This is a genomic window from Methylobacterium fujisawaense (genome assembly GCF_014138435.1).
GTDB classification, from domain to species: Bacteria; Pseudomonadota; Alphaproteobacteria; order Rhizobiales; family Beijerinckiaceae; genus Methylobacterium; species Methylobacterium fujisawaense.
The window spans coordinates 212,834-233,103 of the sequence record NZ_JACJIM010000007.1 but is presented as its reverse complement, the minus strand read 5'-3'; the positions used below and the strand labels follow the sequence as shown (position 1 = coordinate 233,103).

Below are 20,270 nucleotides of genomic sequence, written 5' to 3'. Positions count from 1 at the left end.
CGTCAGGCCCGCTCCGGAGCGGGACCGGACCCGGAGACGAGCGGGCGGTCGGCCTCCGGGGCCGGCCTCCCCCCGAGGGCCCGCGCGGCACAGATCGCCAGGGCGGCGACGACCAGCCCGGCGATCACGTCGACGAAGTAGTGGCCCCCGTCGATCGGCGTGGCGGCGATGAGAAGGGCGTTGACCAGGAGGGCCGGGAACCGCGCCGCGCGCACGCTCCAGAAGGCCCAGATGTAGAGGCCGCCCAAAGCCGCGTGGAAGCTCGGAAACGTGATGATGCCCTCGACACGATCGAGGGAGATCGTCCGGAGCGTGCCGTCGCGCAGGCCGGTCAGATCCGCGACATGGACGTCGGCCGCGGCCGGCTCCAGCTGGGGGAAGTCTGCCGGAGACAGTCCCAGGAACTCGAAGTTCGCCATAGCTGGCGTCAGCGCCGAGATGAGGACCGTCACGGTCCCGGCGATGGCGAAGGCGAGGACGAAATCCTGCAGGGCCCGCAACCGGCCGCTGAAGCCCAGCAAGATGACCGCCAGCATGGTCTGCAGGATCAGGCTGCGATAGGCGAGCGAGAGCACCAGCCCGAGCCGCGGATGGCCGTCCACGAAGGCCAGGTAGGCGCGCCAGTCCAGACCGAGCCGCTGGTCCCAGGCGTAAAAGGTCGCGTCCCAGAGCGGCCCGCCGGTGCTCGCCACGGCGTAGGACAGGGCGGCCGCGCAGGCGCTGAAGGCGATGACCTGCGCCAGGCCGTCGAGCGTGGCCGCGATGCGCGGTTCGGGACGGCGCGTGCGATAGACCAGCGCCAGGGCTTCGAGGCCCAGGCAGGCGCCGAGGGTGACGAGCGCGCTGTCCCAGGCGAAGCGCAGCCCGGCGATCGCCATCCAGACGCCGGTCGCGACCAGCATGGCGGCGATCAGAGGCCAGCTGCCGACGCGGCCGCGGGGGCGCTCAGCGAACATCGGGGCCGATCGCGTGTGGCGCTGTCATCGAAGGTCTTGAGGCCGGACTGGCCGGGGATGGTCCCGCACAAGTCTTAAGGATCCGCATCGGAAAAGCCCGGCTTCGCCGCGTCGACCCGGGCGCGTCGATCCGAGCCCGCAGGCGCCATCGGCCGGCCAGCCCGTCGACCACGCCCTCGGCGCCCCTGCGGACGGCCCGGATCGGCCCTCGCAGCGACAGGGCTACCAGCAGGTGCAGCGGCAGACCGACGGCGGCCAGCAGCACCAGAAGACCCCACCTGTCCCAGTCCGGACGATACGGCGCCAGGAGCAGGAAGGCGCCGCTGACGATGTAGAGATCGAAGCTCGTCCGCCCCAGGAAGGCCGCCACCGCGCGCGGCGGACCGCGCAGCCGGCCCGCGACCGCTAGCATGAACCCGCAGCCCGCCACGGCCGTGACCGCGAAGAGCGCCGGGTTGCCGTACTGCCCCGTCGCGACATGGACAAAGTTCCGCGGCGCGCAGAGGAGGAGCACGGCCAGACCGCAGACGCCGAGCAGCGCGGACGCGTCGAGCGCGCGCCGGCCGAGCCGCCGGCCCGCGACGTAGAACGGCAGGGCGCCGAGGAGCGCGTGGATCTGCCAGAACGGGAAGGCCTGCGCGCTGCAGATCCAGGACACGGCCAGGGCGCCGCCCAGAACGACCCAATAGGCATGAGGAAAGGCCAGGGCGAGCGCGGCGGCGTAGACCACCCGCACCAGCCCCAGGGCGACCAGAAACCAGAGCACGCTCAAGCTGAGGTCACGGGCGCGCAGCATGTCGAGGAGTGCGCTCCCCGGCGAAACGGTGCCGTCGAGAAGCGGCGGGATCAACGCGAGGGTGCTGAACGCCAGCGCCGTGAGGACGAGCTTCAGGGCGGAGAGGCTCGCCGCGGCGATATCCTCATCCCCCCTGACCCGGTCGACCATCCCGCAGAGCAGGAAGAAGAACGGCATGTGGAAGGCGTAGATGACCCGCCAGACCGCGAGGGCGGGCCCCGGGTTGGGCCCCGACGGGCCGTAGAAGACGGGCTGCAGGAGGTGGCCGAAGAGGACCAGCAGCACGGCGAGGCCGCGCGCGGCGTCGAGCTGCGTGTCGCGGTGTCGGGCCATGAGATCGGTTCGCGGCATCGGGAACCGGATGATGCCGCGCCATGCTTTAGCAAGCCGTATCACCCGCTTGCGGAATCCACCCTCGACGGCGCCCGCGCAGCGCCGCGCGTCGGGACGCACCGGCGGGCCGCGCCTTGATCTCAGCCGGTGACGAGGGCGCGGGCCCGGCGCAGCCAGCGCAGGGACGCCTCGATCAGGGTCGGGCTGCGATGCTTGAGGATCGCCGATTTCAGCAGCGTCCGGGGCACCTCCCAGAGCTGGACGGACCCCACGGGGAAATGCGCCACGTCGCCCGGCGTCAGGTGATGGCGCCGGCCATCCGCGTCGGTGATGAAGACCTCGCCGTCGAGGATGGTGACGATCTCGTCGGCGTGGTGGGTCCAGCGGAACGTGCTGGCCGTGGTGCGCCACAGGTAGACCTGCGCGCTCCCGTCGTGGGTCTGGGCGACTTCCGCGACCTCGGTGACCGGATCGCCCGCGACAACCCAGTGCGCCGGGATCGGCGCCGGGGCAAAGGCGGCCCCGCCGGGCCGGATCGCCGTGCTGGCGACGGGACGCCCCTGCTCGTGCAGCCGGATCTCGGCGAAGGCGCCGGCGCCGACCAGAACCGGCAGGATGGCGGCGGCGACGAGAAACTTCTTCACGGTCAGCTCCGCACCTCGGCGCGCGGCCCGCTTTCAGGCGAAGACAAGACTATCCGCGCATTGCCCGCGCAGGGGTAGCGGCTCGGGCGACCCTGTTCCAGCACAACCCCAAGATCTTCTTGGGTCGTCCTTAATGCGCCCGCGCCGGAGCGGACGCGGCCCGGGCCGCCCGTGCGATCCGGCTCAGGCCGCGTCGGCCCGGCGCTCCGTGATCCAGCGCGTCGCGTCGGCCCGCGGGGCGACGACATCGGTGTCGATGCGCAGTTGCGGGCTGTAGGCCGGATCCTCCGCAATGACGTCGCCCCAGCGGCGCAGGAAGCGCGCGATCTGCGAGCCCGGCGCGAAGCTGGTCTGCCGCGAGGCGCTCTCGTGATGCGCCATCTCGGCGAACGGCGTGTAGACGATGCGGTAGCCGAGCTGCCGCATCTTCAGGCACAGGTCAACGTCGTTGAAGTCGAGGGCGAAGGCCTCGTCGAAGCCGTTCACGGCCTCCAGCACCGCCTTGCGGGTGGCGAAGAGCGCGCCGGTCACCGCCGAGCAATCGCGCTGCGTCAGGGCCCAGTCGCCGTAGGTCGGCTCGGCCGCGTCCCGGTTGTACCAGGGGTGGGCGAACACGTCGAAGATGCCGCCGGTCATGCCGGCATGCTGGATCTTGCCCGTGGGAAACAGCAGCCGGCCGCCGACCCCGCCGACGCCGCGGTCCAGCGCGAAGGCCAGGAGCGCCTCGATCCAGCCGGGCCGGCGCACGACGAGATCGTCGTTCATCAGGATGACGAGATCCGTCTCGGCCGCGCGCCAGAGCGTGTTCATCTTGGCCGCGTAGTTGAACCGCTCCCCCGGAGCCCGGGTGGTCAGCAGGCGGGTCACGGCGAACCGGTCGGAGCGCCCGCGATAGATCGCGTCGTCGGCCACGTCGTCGCCGATCAGCACGCGGATCCTGTCGGCCGGGTAGGTGCTGCGGCCGAGGCTGTCGAGCAGGTTGATCACATGCGGCTTGGCGCCCTCCACGACGCGGCCCTGATCGTCCTTCGGGCGGCTCTGGTTGGTCGGCACCACCAGGGTCACGCTGGGCCGCGCGTCGAGGGTCCGGCGGATCTCCAGCGTGTCAGCGGTCAGTCCGGGGGCGGCGCGCAGGGGCATGCCGGACGCGTCGAACCACCGGTCGAGGGCGTGGGCGCGGGCCGTACGCGTCGCCTTCGGGCGTTGCAGCGGCGAGGCGATCAGCGTTTGGGGGATCCGGTCGATCCCGATCCCGGCGGAGATCGCGCCGAGCAGGACGCGGAACCACGCGGCGCTGCCGTGGCGCTTCCCGAAATCCGGGCTCAGACCGGCCAGGGCCGAGACCCGGATGAGGAGCGGGAAGCCGATATAATCGTCGGCCATGAGGAGGGCCGGGTTGAAGGTCGGCTTGCAATGGACGCTGCGGACCTGACCCGCGCCGTCCACCACGGCGTCGTCGCCGTAGAAGATGCCGATATCGGGCCGCTCGGCCATCGCGCGCGTGAGATGCGCCACGAGGTCGGGGCACAGCTCGGAGGCTGCGGGAGCCACGAACACGGCCCGGCAGGCGGGCATCTGACCGGCCGCGATCTGGCCGAGCCGGCGCTCGTCGAGGGGACGGACCTGCGCGTCGAGGGGCAGCGGCAGGATCGCGTCCGGCCACGGGAGCGTGCCCCACGAGGCCGACGGGGCCGGAACCGGCTTCTTCTTCAACACGGGTCGCGTCTCCGGGGAATCAGGACCGTTCGGCGGCGAGCAGGCGGGTCAGGCTCGCCTCCATAGCGGTCGCCACCGCGCCGATGGACAGCCGCTCGCGGATGCGCGCCCTTGCGGCGGCGCCGATCCGGGCCGCGTCGCCGCCGGTCACCGCCCGGGCCGCGTCGTTGAGGGCCCGGGTGAGGTCCGCCTCGTCCACCTGGCCCCATTCGGCGCCGCGCAGATACGGGCCGTAGGTCTGGTCGAGGGCCGTGACCTCCGCCTTCACGGGGAAGCCGCAGGTGGCGTCGAGGAAGTCGCGGCAGCCGCCGTAATCGGTGGCGACCACGACTTTGCCCATCTCCATCGCCTCGGCGATCGTCAGGCCGAAGCCCTCCGAGGAGTGCGACGAGGCGTAGACCGCGCAGAGGTCGAACAGCGCGCCGAGCTCGTTCTGGGAGAGCGGCTGGTCGATCACCACCACGTCGCCCGCCGTTCCGACGAGGTCGAGGAGCTTCTTGCCCTCCTCGGGCAGGTCGAAGACGTGCTTGGTCTTCAGCACCAGTTGCCAGCCCGCCTGCCCGAGCCCGGCCGCCCGGAAGGCCCGGATCAGGGCGTGCGGGTTCTTGCGGGCGAGATAGCTCGAGCCGTCGAAGGCGTAGAGGATCACCCGCTTGGACGGGTCGATGGCGAAGGCCTTGCGCAGGTTCGCCTTGGCGGCGGCGCTCGCCGGCTCGCCGGCCTCGTTCTCGACCACGTAGGGCACGACGTCGACCGGGATGTCGGTGATCTGCCGGAAGATCGCCGCGCAGAACTCCGTGGGCGCCCAGATCGCGTCGAGGCCGTCGACGGTGGGCAGCCAGCCGCCGGGCACGTGGGAGGTCTCCCAGACGAACAGCCCGATCTTCAGCCGCGCCGCCGCGGCGATCGCCCGCTGCCGGTCGCTCATCAGCGAGTGCCAGCTGTCGCCGTTGAAGTGCACCAGCGCGACGTCCGCGGGCCCCGAGAAGGTCCGGGCCTGCCACGCGGGCGCCACCCGGGCATGGACGTGGAACGGCCGCTCCATCGGGTGGACATTTAGCGCGAAGGGCGCGCGGTGCAGGGCGCGGGCGTAGCTGCGGGCCGCGACGCCGAGCCCGTTGGCGTAGTTCATCGGTGAGACGAAGGCGACGCGCAGCGGCCGCTCCGGCGCCTGGGGCTTGCGCAGGTCCGCCCAGACCCTGCCGCCCGGATACGTGTAGGTCACGTCAAGCCGATCGAGGTCGAAGCCGCGCTCGGCGATCGCCTCTCGCACCGCCGCCCCGCCGATCGCGGCGTGCTCGCCCAGCAGCGAGCGCTTCACGAACGGGAAGCCCTGGGCCAGCATGTTCTCCCAGTCGAACAGGGTGCGGTTGTTGCGTGGGTCGTTGACCAGCGACATGTGCTTGTTCTGGGCCGAGAACAGGCTGCGCATGCCGAGGCCGGCGGCGCGCATCCGTCCCGAGAAGGTCAACTCGCACTCGGTGATCACCGCGTTCTTGTCCGGCCAGTTCGCCACGGCCTGGAGGAACTGGCTGAACGCGTAGGAGGACAGGCAGCGCTTCTTCAGGGCCAGGAAGAAGCTCTGGAGGTGGTGGCTGTAGTAGAAATTGTCGGCGAGCCCGATCACCGCCTCCGGGAAGGCGTCGATCTTGGTGAGCAGGCCGGCGAAGTCGGCGCGGTCGAGGGGCCCGACGAGGCTGTCGTTGGCGAGGTAGAGCGTCTCGGAATCGAGGAGATCGGTGTCCTCCAGGAGGACATGCGCCCAGGCGGCGAAGTCGAAGCCGCGGTTCTCGCGGAGATAGACGGAGGCGCAGAGATCCAGGATCGCCTGGGGCACGGCGTTCTTGTGCTGGTCGGCGGCGATGATCAGGACGAGGTCGGTCCCGTTCTCCGCGAAGGCCCTCAAGTAGGGCTCGACATGGCCGCGGATCCGCCCCTCGGGGCAGTGGGTGATGAACAGGGCCGTGCGGCCGTGCCGGCGGGCCGTGCGCTTCAGGCAGGAGAGGCGCGCGTCGGAGGCTTCCGGCACAGCGGCGCCGGGGACGCGGCGGGTCAGGCGGCCGGCCTCCAGGCCGGTGGTGACGTAGTCGACCAGCGGGTTGAGGCCCAGCGCGGCGACCTTCGGGTAGCGGGTGCGGTACCAGGGCGCGTCGAAGCGCGGCGACGGGCTCGTCGTGCGCCCGCCATCGGCGAGGAAATGAGCCAGCGGGTTCTGCCCGGCCGCGTCGTCGGCCGCGCGGGTCGCCAAGTAGGTCTCGGCGTACCAGCGCGTGTCGAACCAGGGCCCGGGATCGAGCCCCTCGGCGGCGCCGTGCTCCAGGTAGTGGACCAGGGGGTTGAGGCTGTCGGCCCGGACCGCGGCGGATTGCGCCGCGTACCAGTCGGGATCGAACAGCGGATGGGGCGCGTAGCGGCGGTAGCCGCCGGCCATCACGTAGTGCTCCAGCGGCTCGAGCCCGCTGGTCTCCGCCTCGGGGCAGCGCGCCCGGTAGAACGCCGCGTCGAACAGGCCCGACCGGCGGATCAGGTCGACATGCCGGGACAGGCCGGCGAATTCCTCCGGGTTGCGCAGGTAGCCCTGCTTCCGGCCGGTCTCGAAGAAGTGGCTGAGGGCGTTGCCGCCGGCCGCGCGGGCATCCGGGTAGCGGGACAGGTACCAGGCGGTGTCGAACAGCGGCGACGGGTCGGTGTCGGACCGGGACAGGAAATCGGACAACGCCCGGGCGCGGTGCTCGGCGCCGCCGAGATAGCGCTCCGCGTACCAGTCCGGATCGAACAGGGGGTTGGGCCGGAGACCCGCCGCGGCGCCGCGGTCGATATAGTGGAGCAGGGGGTTGATGCCCTCGGCCCGGAGGCCGGGAACGGAATTGAGGTAGAGATCGCCGTGGAACAGCGGGTGCGGCCAGCGGCCCTCGCGGCCGCCATGGACCGCGTAGTGGAGCGCGGGATCGAGTCCCTCGCCGACGACGTCGGGATAGCGCCGCGCGTACCAAGCCGGATCGAACAGGCCGGATTCCTTGACCGCGCGGACGAGGTCCGCCTGACGGGGCTCGCTGCGGCGGCGGCGCTTCAGGCGCCGGGTCAGCGGGCGCGCGAGGGATTGCGCCGCACCGGCGAGGCCGGCCTTCTCCGACGATCCGACGACGAACACATCTCGAAGGCGCATGGTCAGGTCCGGATACGCGGGAAGCCCGCAAAGCTGCCCACGCCGCGATCCGCGAGAGACATCAGAGGGTTCGGCCGGCCCGGCGGTCGCGGGTGAGGACCGCCCCGGCTTGGGCGCCTTCCTAAAGGTCCGGGTCGCCGACGCCAAGACCTGCGCCCGGGGAGGCGGTTTCGCTTCGGGTTGTGGTGTCGGGTCCACGCTGCGATAGCGGCGCCGCGGACCGAAGCATCCGGGCAAAATCGTGCGACGATGGCGTGCGGCGATCCCGACCTTGCCAGCCCGGCACCAGAAGCCCCACACTTGTCGGAATGGCCAGAGGGGTCCCGCGGGGCTCCGGACAGGAGATGGATAACGGCATGACGCAGGGGATCAGCCCGGCCACGACCCTCGACGACGGCATCGTGGCGACCGCGGAGAGCTGCCTCGCTGCCGTCGGCGCGGCCCGCGAGGCGATCCACGGGGTGATCTTCGGCCAGGAGAAGGTCGTCGATCTCGCCCTCGTGACCATCCTGGCCGGCGGCCACGGGCTGCTGGTGGGCCTGCCGGGGCTGGCCAAGACCAAGCTCGTGGAGACGCTCGGCACCGTGCTGGGCCTCGACGCGCGGCGCGTGCAGTTCACCCCGGACCTGATGCCCTCCGACATCCTCGGCACCGAGATCCTGGAGGAGGATGCCGAGCGTCGCCGTGCCTTCCGGTTCGTGCAGGGGCCGGTCTTCACGCAGCTCCTGATGGCCGACGAGATCAACCGGGCGAGCCCGCGCACGCAGTCGGCCCTGCTCCAGGCCATGCAGGAGGGCCACGTCTCGGTCGCGGGCGCCCGCCACGACCTGCCGCGGCCGTTCCACGTGCTGGCGACGCAGAACCCGATCGAGCAGGAGGGCACCTACCCCCTGCCCGAGGCGCAGCTCGACCGCTTCCTTCTGGAGATCGACGTCGGCTATCCCGACCGCGCCGCCGAGCGGCGGATCCTGATCGAGACCACCGGCGTCGACGAGGCGCGGCCGCGCGCGGTGATGTCCACCGAGCAGTTGCTCACCGCCCAGCGCCTCGTGCGCCGGCTGCCCGTGGGGGAGGCCGTGGTCGAGGCGATCCTCGACCTCGTCCGCGCGGCCCGGCCGGATAGCGGCGACGCCCTGGTGAAGGACAAGCTCCTCTGGGGGCCGGGCCCCCGCGCCAGCCAGGCCCTGACGCTCGCCGCCCGCGCCCGGGCCCTGATCGAGGGCCGGGTCGCGCCCTCCGTGGCCGACGTGAAGGCGCTGGCCGAGCCGGTGCTCAAGCACCGCATGGCGCTGAGCTACACCGCCCGCGCCGACAGCGAGACCATCGAGGGCCTGATCGCCAAGCTTGCGGAGAAGCTCTGAGCCTTCGGCAGTATCGAGTGAGGCGGATGCCGGCGAACGTGAAGAACATGCGTGGTCCAAAGCCGTCGTCAGCGCGGAACCCAGCCGAAGGACTGCGCTGACGATGGTGGCGACGAACGCCCTCGACGCGGGCAGGCGCAGCCCCGGCCGGCGCGAGAGCGAGGGCGCGGCCGCCCTCTCCGACAAGATGCCCCGCCTCGTCCTGGAGGCGCGGCGCGTGTCGAGCCTGCTCGCCCACGGCCTCCACGGCCGCCGCCGGGCCGGGCCGGGCGAAAGCTTCTGGCAGTTCCGCCCCTTCGTCACCGGCGAGGCCGCCGCCCGGGTCGACTGGCGCCGCTCGGCCCGGGACGACCGGCTCTACGTGCGCGAACGGGAATGGGAGGCCGCCCACAACATCTGGCTGTGGATCGACCGCTCGGCCTCGATGGGCTTCGTTTCGGATCTCGCGTCGGCGTCCAAGATCGAGCGGGCTCTGGTCCTCGGTCTGGCCCTGGCGGACGCCTTCGTCGAAGGCGGCGAGCGGGTGGGCCTCCTCGGGTTGACCCGTGCAAGCGCGTCGCGGGGGATCGTCGAGCGTCTGGCCCAGGCGCTGGTGGCCGACCCTGCGGGCCTCACCCAGGACCTGCCGCCCCGGGCCAATCCCGCCCGCTTCGACGAGGTGGTACTCATCGGCGACTTTCTGACCGAGCCGGACCGGATCGCCGCCGCCGTGCAGAACCTCGCCGGCCGCGGCAGCCGCGGCCATCTCCTGATGGTGGTGGACCCGATCGAGGAGACCTTCCCCTTCACCGGGCAGGCGGTCCTGCACGATCTGGAGGGCGGCCTCAGCCTCGATATCGGCGACGCCGATGCCTGGGGCGCGCGCTACCGCGCCCGGATCGCCGAGCACCGGGCCGCCCTTGCGGCGATCACCCGCGGCCAGGGCTGGACGCTGACGATCCATCGGACGGACCGGCCGGCGAGCGAGGCGGCCCTGCGGCTCGCCACGCTGATCGCCGCCCGCGGCACGGAGTGAGGCCGCCATGCTGGGTCTGACCTTCGCCGCCCCGCTGGCGCTCGCCGCCCTGATCGGCCTGCCGGCCCTGTGGTTCCTGCTGCGGGTGACCCCGCCGCGCCCGCGGCGGATCAATTTCCCGCCGCTGAAGCTCGTCGCGGACCTGATGCCGCAGCGGCAGACCCCGGCGCGGACGCCGCCCTGGCTGCTGATCCTCCGGCTTCTGATCGCCGCCGCCCTGATCCTGGCGGTGGCCGGCCCGGTCTGGAATGCCGGGGGCATCGGGGCCGGTGGCGGCCGCAGCGCCCTCCTCGTGCTCCTCGACAACGGCTTCCCCGCCGCCCACGACTGGCGCGACCGGCTGCGCGTCGCCACCGACGCCGTGGAGGGCGCGGCCCGTGACGGCCGTCCGGTGGCGGTGATCGGGCTCGCCGACGCGCCATCGGCCTTCGAGGCGAAGACGCCGGCCGCTGCCCTGGAGCGTCTGCGCGCCCTGGCGCCGCGCCCGATCCTCCCCGCCCGCGACGCGCATCTCGCCACGATCGAGACGTTCCTGGACAAGAACCGGGGTGCCGCCCTCGTCTGGATCAGCGACGGCGTCGCCGGCGCGAACGATACGCGCTTCGCGAAGGGTCTCGCCGATCTCGCCGGCGACAAGGGCGCCGCCCTCACGGTGCTGCGCGCCGACAGGCCGCCGGCCCTGGCCCTCACCGCCACCGAGAACGCCGGCAAGCTCGTCACGCACGCCCTGCGGGCCGCACCGAACGGGCGCGATACCGGTTTGATCCGGGCGCTCGACCAGAAGGGCCTGCCGCTCGCCGAGCGCGACTTCGCCTTCGCGGCCGACGCCACCGAGGCGGACGCGACCTTCGAGCTGCCGGTGGAGCTGCGCAACAGCATCAGCCGGCTTGAGATCGCGGGCGAGCGCTCGGCCGGCGCGGTGGTGCTGCAGGACGAGCGCGGCAAGCGGCGCCGGGTCGGCCTCGTCTTCGGCGGCACCCTCGACCAGGCACAGCCCCTGCTGGCGCCGACCTACTACCTGTCCCGGGCGCTCCAGCCCTTCGCGGACGTTCAGGAGCCGCGGGGCGCCAAGGGGATCGCGGAGTCGATCAACCAGCTCCTCGACAATCAAGTCTCGGTCCTCGTTCTGGCCGATGTCGGCGCGCTGGACGAGAAGACCACCGCCCGGATCGAGAGCTTCGTGAAGGAGGGCGGGATGCTGCTGCGCTTCGCCGGCCCGCGGCTCGCTGCCGGCAACGATCCGCTGGTGCCGGTGCGGTTGCGCCGGGGCGGCCGGACGCTCGGCGGCACCCTCTCGTGGGATAGCCCCAAGACCTTGGCGCCGTTCCCGCCCGAGAGCCCCTTCGCGGGCCTGACGCCGCCGGCCGATATCGGCGTGCGCCGCCAGATCCTGGCCGAGCCGGACGGCGACCTGCCGAACCGGACCTGGGCCTCCCTTCAGGACGGCACCCCGATCGTCACCGCGCAGAAGCGCGGTCAGGGCACGATCGTGCTGTTCCACGTCACCGCCGACACGACGTGGTCGAACCTTCCGCTCTCGGGCCTGTTCATCGACATGCTCCGGCGCGTCGTGGCGTTGGCTGGCGCCTCGGCGCCGGTGCAGGGGGATCCTTCCCGGGCCACCGCGCCGGTGCTCGCCCCGCGGGTGACCCTCGACGGGTTCGGCGCATTGGGCTCGCCGCCGGCCTCGGCCACCGCGGTGTCGGCCGACTACGCCGACCGGGCGACCCTTGAGCATCCGCCGGGCTTCTACGGCCCGCCGGACGGAGGCATCAGCGTGAACGCCCTGAAACCGGATGATCGGTTGAAGCCCCTCGACGCCGCAGCCCTCGACGGCGCCCGGTTCGGATCCCTGGCGGGCGCCGAGACCCTGGACCTGCGACCGAGCCTGTTCACCCTGGCGCTGCTTCTGCTGGCCCTCGACACCCTGGCGGGCCTGTGGCTCGGCGGCTTCCTGCGGCGCGGCGGCCTGGCGGCTCGCCTCCGCGGGCGGCCGGCCGCTCTGGCTCTCGGCGCCCTGCTCCTGCTCGCCGCCCTGCCGGTGCGCCCTGCCCAGGCCGAGGAGCCGCCGGCCAACCGGCCGAACGGCGTCGAATCGGCACTGGTCACGCGCCTCGCCTACGTGATCACGGGCGACGCCGCCGTCGACGAGGCGAGCCGGACCGGCCTCACCGGGCTGACCCAGATGCTCGCCGCGCGCTCCGCCCTGGAGCCGGGTGAGCCCGCCGGCATCGATCCGGCCAAGGACGAGTTGGCCTTCTACCCGCTGATCTACTGGCCGATCGCCCCGAACCGGCCGCAGCCCTCGGACGTGGCGATCCGCAAGATCGACGCGTTCATGCGCAACGGCGGGACCGTCCTATTCGACACCCGGGACGGGCTCACCGCCCGTCCTGGCGGTCCGCCCACCCCGGAGGCCGCGTATCTCCGCAAGATGCTGGCGACGCTCGAGGTCCCGGAGCTGGAGCCGGTGCCCCTCGACCACGTGCTGACCAAGGCGTTCTACCTGGTGGACAGCTTTCCGGGTCGCTACGCCACTGGCCAGACCTGGGTGGAGGCTCTGCCACCGGCCGCCGATGGCGTCGAACGCCGTCCCGCCCGGGCAGGCGACGGCGTGAGCCCGATCATCATCACGAGCAACGACCTCGCCGCCGCCTGGGCAGTGGGGCGTCGGGGCGAGCCGCTCTATCCCGTCGTGGGCGGTGACCAGCGCCAGCGCGAGATGGCGTTCCGGGGCGGCGTGAACATCGTGATGTACACGCTCACCGGCAACTACAAGGCGGATCAGGTCCACGTGCCCGCGCTGCTGGAGCGGTTGGGGCAGTGACGACCGTCGCGACGTTCCCAAGGCCGCGCGTGCTCCCATCCATCGTCCTCATCCTGAGGTGCGGCCGCGCAGCGGGCGCCTCGAAGGAGCCCTCCAGAGGTCTCGGCGATCCCTGGAGCCCTCCTTCGGGGCCGCCGACGCGGCGCCTCAGGATGAGGGGATTTGATCGGTCGACCGCCTCGTCCCGCATACGCATCCCGGAGGCCGGACCATCATGCTGAGCCTCAGCTTCACCCCCCTCCTGCCCTGGCCGGCGATCGCCGTCCTGGGCGTCATCGTCGTCGTCTTGGCGGTGTTCGCCGTCCTGGCCCGGGGCCGGACCGCTCTGCTGCGCGTGCTCGTCCTCGCTCTCGTTCTGGCAGCGCTCACCAACCCGGCGCTGGTGCGCGAGGACCGGGAGCCCGTGAAGGACGTCGCCGCCATCGTAGTCGACCGGTCCGGATCCCAGGCCCTGGGCGACCGGCCGCAGATGACCGACGCGGTCCGTGCCGAGTTGCAGCGCCGGTTCGGTGCGCTCGCCGACATCGAGCCCCGCTTCATCGACGTGCCGGATTCCAAGGACGGCGATGACGGCACCAAGCTGTTCACGGCCCTGAGCCAGGCCCTCGCCGACGTGCCGCCGGAACGCCTGGCCGGGATCGTGATGCTCACCGACGGCGTGGTGCACGACATCCCCGCCTCCCTGGCGCAGCTCGGCATCAAGGCGCCGCTCCACGTCCTCGTCACCGGTCATCCGGACGAGCGCGACCGGCAGATCAAGCTCCTGGAGGCGCCCCGCTTCGGCATCGTCGGCAAGGATCTGACGATCCGCGCCGAGGTCATGGAGCGCGGCGGGACCGGCCACGCCGTCGTCACCGTGCGCCGCGACGGCGAGGAGATCGGCCGGCGGGACGTCGCCACCGACAAGCCGTTCTCCCTCAACCTGCGCATCGAGCATGGCGGCCCGAACGTCGTCGAGATCGAGGTCGAGCCGCTGCCGGGCGAGCTGACCACGGTGAACAACCGCGCGGTCCTGCCCATCGAGGGGATCCGCGAGAAGCTCAGGGTGCTCCTCGTCTCCGGCGAGCCGCACCAGGGCGAGCGCACATGGCGCAACCTTCTGAAGTCGGACGCCAATGTCGACCTCGTCCACTTCACCATCCTGCGCCCTCCGGAGAAGCAGGACGGCACGCCGATCTCGGAACTCTCCCTGATCGCCTTCCCGACGCGCGAGCTGTTCGTCCAGAAGATCAAGGACTTCGACCTGATCATCTTCGACCGCTACGCCAATCAGAGCGTGCTGCCGCAGGCCTATTTCGACAACATCGTCCGCTACGTCCGCGAGGGCGGCGCACTCCTCATCGCGGCCGGGCCCGAATTCGCCGGACCGGCGAGCCTGGCGCGCACCCGGCTGGCCGGGATCCTGCCGGGCGACCCGGACGGGCGCGTGGTCGAGAAGCCCTACAAGGCGACGCCGACGCAGGTCGGCCAGCGCCACCCGGTGACCCGCGCCCTGCCGGGCTCGGATGCGAACCCGCCCGCCTGGGGCGACTGGCTGCGCATCGTGGAGGCGCGCACCCGCCCCGGCATCCAGCCGATCCTGTCGGGGGCCGAGGGGCTGCCGCTGCTCGCCCTCTCGCGCGAGGACAAGGGCCGGGTCGCCCTGCTCCTGTCCGACCACGCCTGGCTCTGGGCCCGGGGCTACCAGGAGGGCGGGCCGTATCTGGATCTGCTGCGCCGCCTCGGCCACTGGCTCATGAAGGAGCCGGCCCTGGAGGAGGAGGCGCTGCGCGCGCAGACCACCGGACGCGGCCGCGAGGTCCGGGTGGAGCGCCAGACCATGGCGGATCAGGCCGAGCCGGTCACCGTCACCGGTCCCACGGGCAAGGTGACGACCCTCACCTTGAAGCCCGGTGAACCGGGTCTGTTCACGGCGACCTTCGATGCGGAAACACTGGGGCTGCACACGCTGCGCTCGGGAAACCTCGTGGCCTTCGTCAGCGTCGGCCCGGCTAATCCGCGCGAACTCGCCGACGTGTTCAGCGACACCGACCGCCTGAAGGCCGTGGCCGACGGATCGAGCGGCTCGGTGCGCCGGGTCGCCGAGGCCGGCGGCGGCATCCAGGTCCCGCGCCTCGCCCTGGTGCGCGGCGGTCGCCTCGCGGGCAGCGACTGGATCGGCTTCCGGCCGAGTGACAGCGCCAATATCCGCGGCGTCGAGGTCTATCCCCTGGCACTCGGCCTCGCGGCGCTGGCCGCCCTGGCGGCCGCCCTGCTCGCCATGTGGCTGGTCGAGGGCAGACGGGGCCGGGCGGCGTGACAGGCCTTCGGATGGGGAATGGCCGTCGCTCGCGCCGGGCGGCGTGCGGCCCCGCATGGTCGACGGATGGCGGCCCGCGTCCTATGACCCCCTGATATTTTCGAGTTGTCCGCGCCCGCGCGGGCCCGATGCAACGGAGACAGCCTGCCCGTGACAGCGCAGACCGTGACTGGACGCCTCCTCGCCGCGACGCTCCTCCTCGCCTGCCTCCAGCTCGTTCCGGCCCACGCGCAGGAACCGGTCGCGATGCCGTCGACGCCGGCCACCCTGCCGGCCGCCAACGGCCAGTGGACCCACGCGATCACGCTGATGGGCCAGCCGAAATACGGCCCCGACTTCAAGCATTTCGACTATGCCGACCCGGCCGCGCCCAAGGGCGGGATGGTCCGGTTCGGGGCCCAGGGCGGCTTCGACAATTTCAACATCGTCGTCGCCGGCCTGAAGGGCGACCTCGAGAACGGCATCCAGCAGATCTACGATTCGCTGATGACCGAGTCCTCGGACGAGCCGTTCACCTCCTACGGCCTGCTCGCCGAGGCTGTGCGGATCGCCCCCGATCTCGGCTCGGTCTCGTACCGGCTGCGCGAAAACGCCCGCTGGCATGACGGCAAGCCGATCACCCCCGAGGACGTGGTCTGGTCTTTCGACGTGCTGAAGGCCAACAGCCCGTTCTACGCCGCCTATTACCAGACCGTGGCCAAGGCCGCGGTGACCGGGCCGCGCGAGGTGACCTTCACCTTCACGGAGACCGGCAACCGCGAGCTGCCGCAGGTGATCGGGCAGCTGCGCGTCCTGCCCAAGCACTGGTGGACCGCCCAGGACGCCAACGGCAAGCCGCGCAGCGTCACCGAGACCACCCTGGAGCCGCCGCTCGGCTCGGGCCCCTACCGGCTCGCGAAGTTCGAGCCGGGCCGCACCACGACCTACACCCGCGTCCCCGACTACTGGGGCAAGGACCTGCCGGTGAATGCCGGGCGCTACAACTTCGACACCGAGCGCTACGAGTATTTCCGCGACGGCACCGTGCTGGTCGAGGCGCTGAAAGGCGATCTCTACGACTTCCGCGTGGAGAACATCGCCCGGAACTGGGCGACCGCCTATGAGGATTTCCCGGCCGTGAAGGAGGGGCGGCTCATCAAGGAGGCCTTCCCCGAGCGCGGCATGGGCATCATGCAGGCCTTCGCGTTCAACACCCGCCGGGACAAGTTCAAGGACCCGCGCGTCCGCCGGGCCTTCAACCTCGCGATGAACTACGAGGAGATGAACAAGGCCCTGTTCTACGGCCTGTACAAGCGCATCAACTCCTACTTCTTCGGCTCGGAACTCGCCTCATCGGGCCTGCCGGAGGGCGAGGAGAAGGCGATCCTCGAGAGCGTCCGGGACAAGGTCCCGCCTGCCGTCTTCACCACGCCCTACGCCAACCCAATCAACGACGGCCCGGAGGCGGTGCGCAAGAACCTGCGCGAGGCCGTCGGCCTGCTGCGCGAGGCCGGCTTCGAGCTGCGCGGCGGCAAGATGGTCAGCAAGGCGACCGGCGAGCCGCTGACCGTCGAGTTCCTCGAGTTCCAGAACACGTTCGAGCGCGTGATCCTGCCGTTCTCGGCGCAGCTGAAGCTGATCGGCATCGACGCCACCCTCCGGGTGATCGATCAGGCCCAATACCAGAACCGCATCCGCAACTTCGATTTCGATGTCACCACGACGTCGTGGGGCGAGTCGCTTTCGCCGGGCAACGAGCAGCGCGAGTACTGGGGCTCGGCGGCGGCCGACAAGCCCGGTTCGCGCAACCTGATCGGCATCAAGGATCCCGGAATCGACGCCCTGATCGAGAAGGTGATCTTCGCCAAGGACCGGCACACCGTGATCGCGGCGACGCGGGCCCTCGACCGCGTGCTCCTGGCGCATGATTACGTCGTCCCGCAATGGTCCTCCGACCAGCAGCGGACGCTGCGCTGGAACCGGTTCGGCCACCCGGCGATCCTGCCGCTCTATGCCAGCTCCGGCTTCCCGACGACGTGGTGGTACGACGAGAAGCTCGCGGCCAAGACCGGGGCGCCCCGTTGACGGGCGGTCCCGGGTTGCCGACCCGGCGCGGGCTGGTCCTCGGCGCCGGCGCCCTGGCGGCGATGCCGCCGTGGCGCCGCGCCCGCGCGGCCGATGCCGCCGAGCGCCACGGCCTGTCCAGCTTCGGCGAGCTGAAATACGGACCCGACTTCGCGCATTTCGACTACGTGAACCCGATGGCACCGCGCGGCGGGCGCTTCTCGGCGCAGCTCGCCGCGACGACAGGAAACCAGTCGCTCAACACCTTCAACACGCTCAACATCTACGTGCTGCGCGGCGACGGGGCCGCCGGCATGCCCCTGACCTTCGACAGCCTGATGGTCCGGGCCCTCGACGAGCCGGACGCCCTCTACGGGCTGGTGGCGCGCGCCGTCACGGTCAGTCCGGACGGCCTGACCTACACGTTCGCCCTGCGCCCGCAGGCGCGGTTCCACGACGGCTCGCCGCTGACCGCGCGGGACGCGGCCTTCAGCCTCAAGCTCCTGCGCGACAAGGGCCACCCCGAGATCGCCGAGGTGATCCGGCCCATGACCGACGCCCGGGCCGAGGGCGACGGGCGGCTGGTGGTGACCTTCGCGCCGGGCCGCGCCCGGGACCTGCCGCTGTTCGTCGCGCAGCTGCCGCTCTTCTCCGCCGCCTACTACGCCGGCCGGGACTTCGAGGCCTCGACCCTGGACGCGCCCCTCGGCTCCGGGCCCTACCGGGTCGGCACGGTCGATCCGGGCCGGTCCATCGGCCTGGAGCGCGTGCCGGATTACTGGGCCGCCGAGCTGCCGGTGAATGTCGGCCAGAACAATTTCGACGCGATCCGCTACGAGTATTTCCGCGACCGCACCGTGGCGTTCGAGGCGTTCAAGAGCGGCGCCTTCACGTTCCGCGAGGAGTTCACCGCCCGGGTCTGGGCGACCGGATACGATTTCCCGGCGATGACCGAGGCTCGCGTGGTCCGCGAGATGGTGCCGGATGCCCGGCCGAGCGGCACCCAGGGCTGGTGGATCAACACCCGCCGCGCGGCGTTCCGCGACCCGCGGGTGCGCGAGGCGATCGGCCTGTGCTTCGATTTCGAATGGTCAAACCGCAACCTGATGTACGGCGCCTACACGCGCACGGCCTCGTTCTTCGAGAATTCCGACCTCAAGGCGACCGGCAAGCCCTCGGCCGAGGAACTCGCCCTGCTGGAGCCGTTCAAGGACCTGCCGCCGGAGGTATTCGGCGAGGCCTGGACGCCGCCGGTCTCCGACGGGTCCGGCCAGGACCGGGCGCTGCTCAAGCGCGCCGACGCGCTCCTGCGGGAGGCCGGCTGTACCCGCCAGGGTGGCAGCCTCATGCTGCCCGGCGGCCAGCCCCTGACCCTCGAGTTCCTCGATGAGGATCCGGTCTTCCAGGCGGTCACGCAGCCGTTCATCCGCAACCTGGGCCTGCTCGGCATCAAGGCGAGCCTGCGCACGGTCGACCCGTCCCAGTACCAGGCGCGGCTCAAGGATTTCGACTTCGACGTCACGCCGCGCCGCTACAGCAGCGGGCTCACCCCCGGCGCGGAGCTGCGCGAGACCTACGGCTCCCGGTCTGCCGGGACCGCGGGCTCCAACAACCTCTCGGGGATCGCCAACCCGGCGATCGACGCGCTGCTCACCGCCGTCGCCGACGCGACGTCGCGGGCGGACCTGACCACCGCCTGCCGGGCCCTGGACCGGGTCCTGCGGGCCGGGCGCTACTGGGTGCCGATGTGGTACGCCTCGACCCACCGCCTCGCCCTGTGGGACGTGTTCGGCCGCCCGGCCACGCCGCCGAAATACGATCTCGGCGCCCCCGGAACGTGGTGGTTCGACGCCGACAAGGCCAAGCGGATCGGCCGGGACTGACGCCATGCTCGCCTACATCCTGCGCCGCATCGGCCTGATGATCCCGACCCTGTTCGGGATCATGCTGATCACCTTCACGATCGTGCAGTTCGCCCCAGGCGGCCCGGTGGAGCGGGTTCTGTCGCAGCTCCAGGGGCAGCGCGACGGAGCCATGTCCCGTGTCACCGGCGGATCGGGCGACCTCGGCGGTGCCAGCCGGCCGTCGGGCGGTGGCGGCGACGCCAGCTCCCGCTATCGCGGCGCTCAAGGGTTGAGCCCGGAATTCATCGCCAAGCTCGAGAAGCAGTTCGGCTTCGACAAGCCTGCACCCGAGCGCTTCGCCAAGATGCTCTGGGACTATGTCCGGTTCGATTTCGGACGCAGCTACTTCCGCGATGTCACCGTCATCCAGCTGATCAAGGAGCGGCTGCCGGTCTCGATCTCGCTCGGCCTGTGGATGACGCTCCTGTCCTACGCGATCTCGATCCCGCTGGGCATCCGCAAGGCGGTGGCGGACGGCACGCAGTTCGACCGCGCGACCTCCTTCGTGGTGATCATCGGCTACGCGATCCCGGGCTTCATGTTCGGACTGATGCTCATCATCCTCTTCGCCGGCGGATCGTTCTACCAATGGTTCCCGCTGCGCGGGCTGACCAGCGAGGGCTGGGAGAGCTTCTCGACCTGGCACAAGGTGACCGACTACGCGTGGCACATGGTGCTGCCGCTCACCGCCCTGGTGATCGGCGCCTTCGCAACCTCGACCCTGCTCACGAAGAACTCGTTCCTCGACGAGATCCGCAAGCAGTACGTGCTCACCGCACGGATGAAGGGGCTCTCCGAGCGGCGCGTGCTCTACGGCCATGTGTTCCGCAACGCCATGCTGATCGTGATCGCGGGCTTCCCCGGGGCCTTCATCTCGGCCTTCTTCACCGGCTCGCTGCTGATCGAGACGATCTTCTCCCTCGACGGCCTGGGCGAGCTGTCGTTCCGGGCGATCGTCGGGCGCGACTATCCGGTGGTGTTCGCCACCCTCTACATCTTTTCGCTGCTTGGTCTCGCGGTGAACCTGCTCTCCGACCTGATCTACGTCTGGATCGACCCGCGGATCGACTTCTCCGCGCGGGCGACGTGAAGATTTTCCAGGGCGCCCACACCATACGAAAGGATACGGATCGCTGAAATTTCTTCCGCATCCCGCGGGACAGAAAAGATTCACCCCGACCCAGACCCCTTCAACACGCATACGCCGGCT

Annotated in this window: 12 protein-coding genes; 7 read left to right on the top strand and 5 right to left on the bottom strand. The window is 71.2% G+C overall.

All coding sequences use genetic code 11. From position 1 onward, the window contains the following. Positions 1-2: 2 nt before the first annotated feature. The 5 genes from GGQ91_RS22085 to GGQ91_RS22065 form a co-directional block, all read right to left on the bottom strand. Positions 3-956 carry a phosphatase PAP2 family protein gene (locus tag GGQ91_RS22085; RefSeq protein ID WP_182592846.1) on the bottom strand — a complete coding sequence of 318 codons (954 nt, stop codon included), beginning with the start codon at positions 954-956 and terminating at the stop codon, positions 3-5. Then, positions 946-2,085: an acyltransferase family protein gene (locus GGQ91_RS22080; protein ID WP_182592845.1), complete on the bottom strand. Its 1,140-nt coding sequence runs from the start codon at positions 2,083-2,085 to the stop codon at positions 946-948. Before GGQ91_RS22080 ends, GGQ91_RS22085 begins: the two co-directional genes overlap by 11 nt. 140 nt (positions 2,086-2,225) lie before the next feature. Further along, the gene (locus tag GGQ91_RS22075; protein ID WP_043349987.1) at positions 2,226-2,729 is read right to left on the bottom strand and encodes a cupin domain-containing protein; all 504 of its coding nucleotides are present in this window, start codon (positions 2,727-2,729) and stop codon (positions 2,226-2,228) included. A 183-nt stretch (positions 2,730-2,912) separates the two neighbouring features. Continuing rightward, positions 2,913-4,445: a glycosyltransferase gene (locus tag GGQ91_RS22070; protein ID WP_182592844.1), complete on the bottom strand. Its 1,533-nt coding sequence runs from the start codon at positions 4,443-4,445 to the stop codon at positions 2,913-2,915. Between the two features lie 19 nt (positions 4,446-4,464). After that, positions 4,465-7,611 carry a rhamnan synthesis F family protein gene (locus tag GGQ91_RS22065; RefSeq protein ID WP_182592843.1) on the bottom strand — a complete coding sequence of 1,049 codons (3,147 nt, stop codon included), beginning with the start codon at positions 7,609-7,611 and terminating at the stop codon, positions 4,465-4,467. Between the two features lie 356 nt (positions 7,612-7,967). Between GGQ91_RS22065 and GGQ91_RS22060 the strand changes: the two genes are divergently transcribed. The 7 genes from GGQ91_RS22060 (at position 7,968) to GGQ91_RS22030 (ending at position 20,150) form a co-directional block, all read left to right on the top strand. Then, positions 7,968-8,972, top strand: a complete 1,005-nt coding sequence (locus tag GGQ91_RS22060) for an AAA family ATPase (protein WP_182592842.1) — start codon at positions 7,968-7,970, stop codon at positions 8,970-8,972. 103 nt (positions 8,973-9,075) lie between these two features. Next, positions 9,076-9,987 carry a DUF58 domain-containing protein gene (locus GGQ91_RS22055; protein WP_053609034.1) on the top strand — a complete coding sequence of 304 codons (912 nt, stop codon included), beginning with the start codon at positions 9,076-9,078 and terminating at the stop codon, positions 9,985-9,987. A 7-nt stretch (positions 9,988-9,994) separates the two neighbouring features. After that, positions 9,995-12,814: a DUF4159 domain-containing protein gene (locus tag GGQ91_RS22050; protein WP_043381194.1), complete on the top strand. Its 2,820-nt coding sequence runs from the start codon at positions 9,995-9,997 to the stop codon at positions 12,812-12,814. A 214-nt stretch (positions 12,815-13,028) separates the two neighbouring features. Beyond that, complete coding sequence (locus GGQ91_RS22045) at positions 13,029-15,113, top strand: hypothetical protein (RefSeq protein ID WP_182592841.1); 2,085 nt, start codon at positions 13,029-13,031, stop codon at positions 15,111-15,113. Between the two features lie 150 nt (positions 15,114-15,263). Beyond that, a complete protein-coding gene (locus tag GGQ91_RS22040) occupies positions 15,264-17,177 on the top strand; it encodes an ABC transporter substrate-binding protein (protein ID WP_053609031.1) in 1,914 nt (637 codons plus the stop codon). A 62-nt stretch (positions 17,178-17,239) separates the two neighbouring features. Continuing rightward, positions 17,240-19,039, top strand: a complete 1,800-nt coding sequence (locus tag GGQ91_RS22035) for an extracellular solute-binding protein (RefSeq protein WP_246410862.1) — start codon at positions 17,240-17,242, stop codon at positions 19,037-19,039. Between the two features lie 4 nt (positions 19,040-19,043). Beyond that, positions 19,044-20,150 (top strand): microcin C ABC transporter permease YejB, encoded by a 1,107-nt coding sequence (locus GGQ91_RS22030; RefSeq protein WP_043350022.1) that lies wholly within the window; start codon positions 19,044-19,046, stop codon positions 20,148-20,150. Positions 20,151-20,270: the final 120 nt, after the last annotated feature.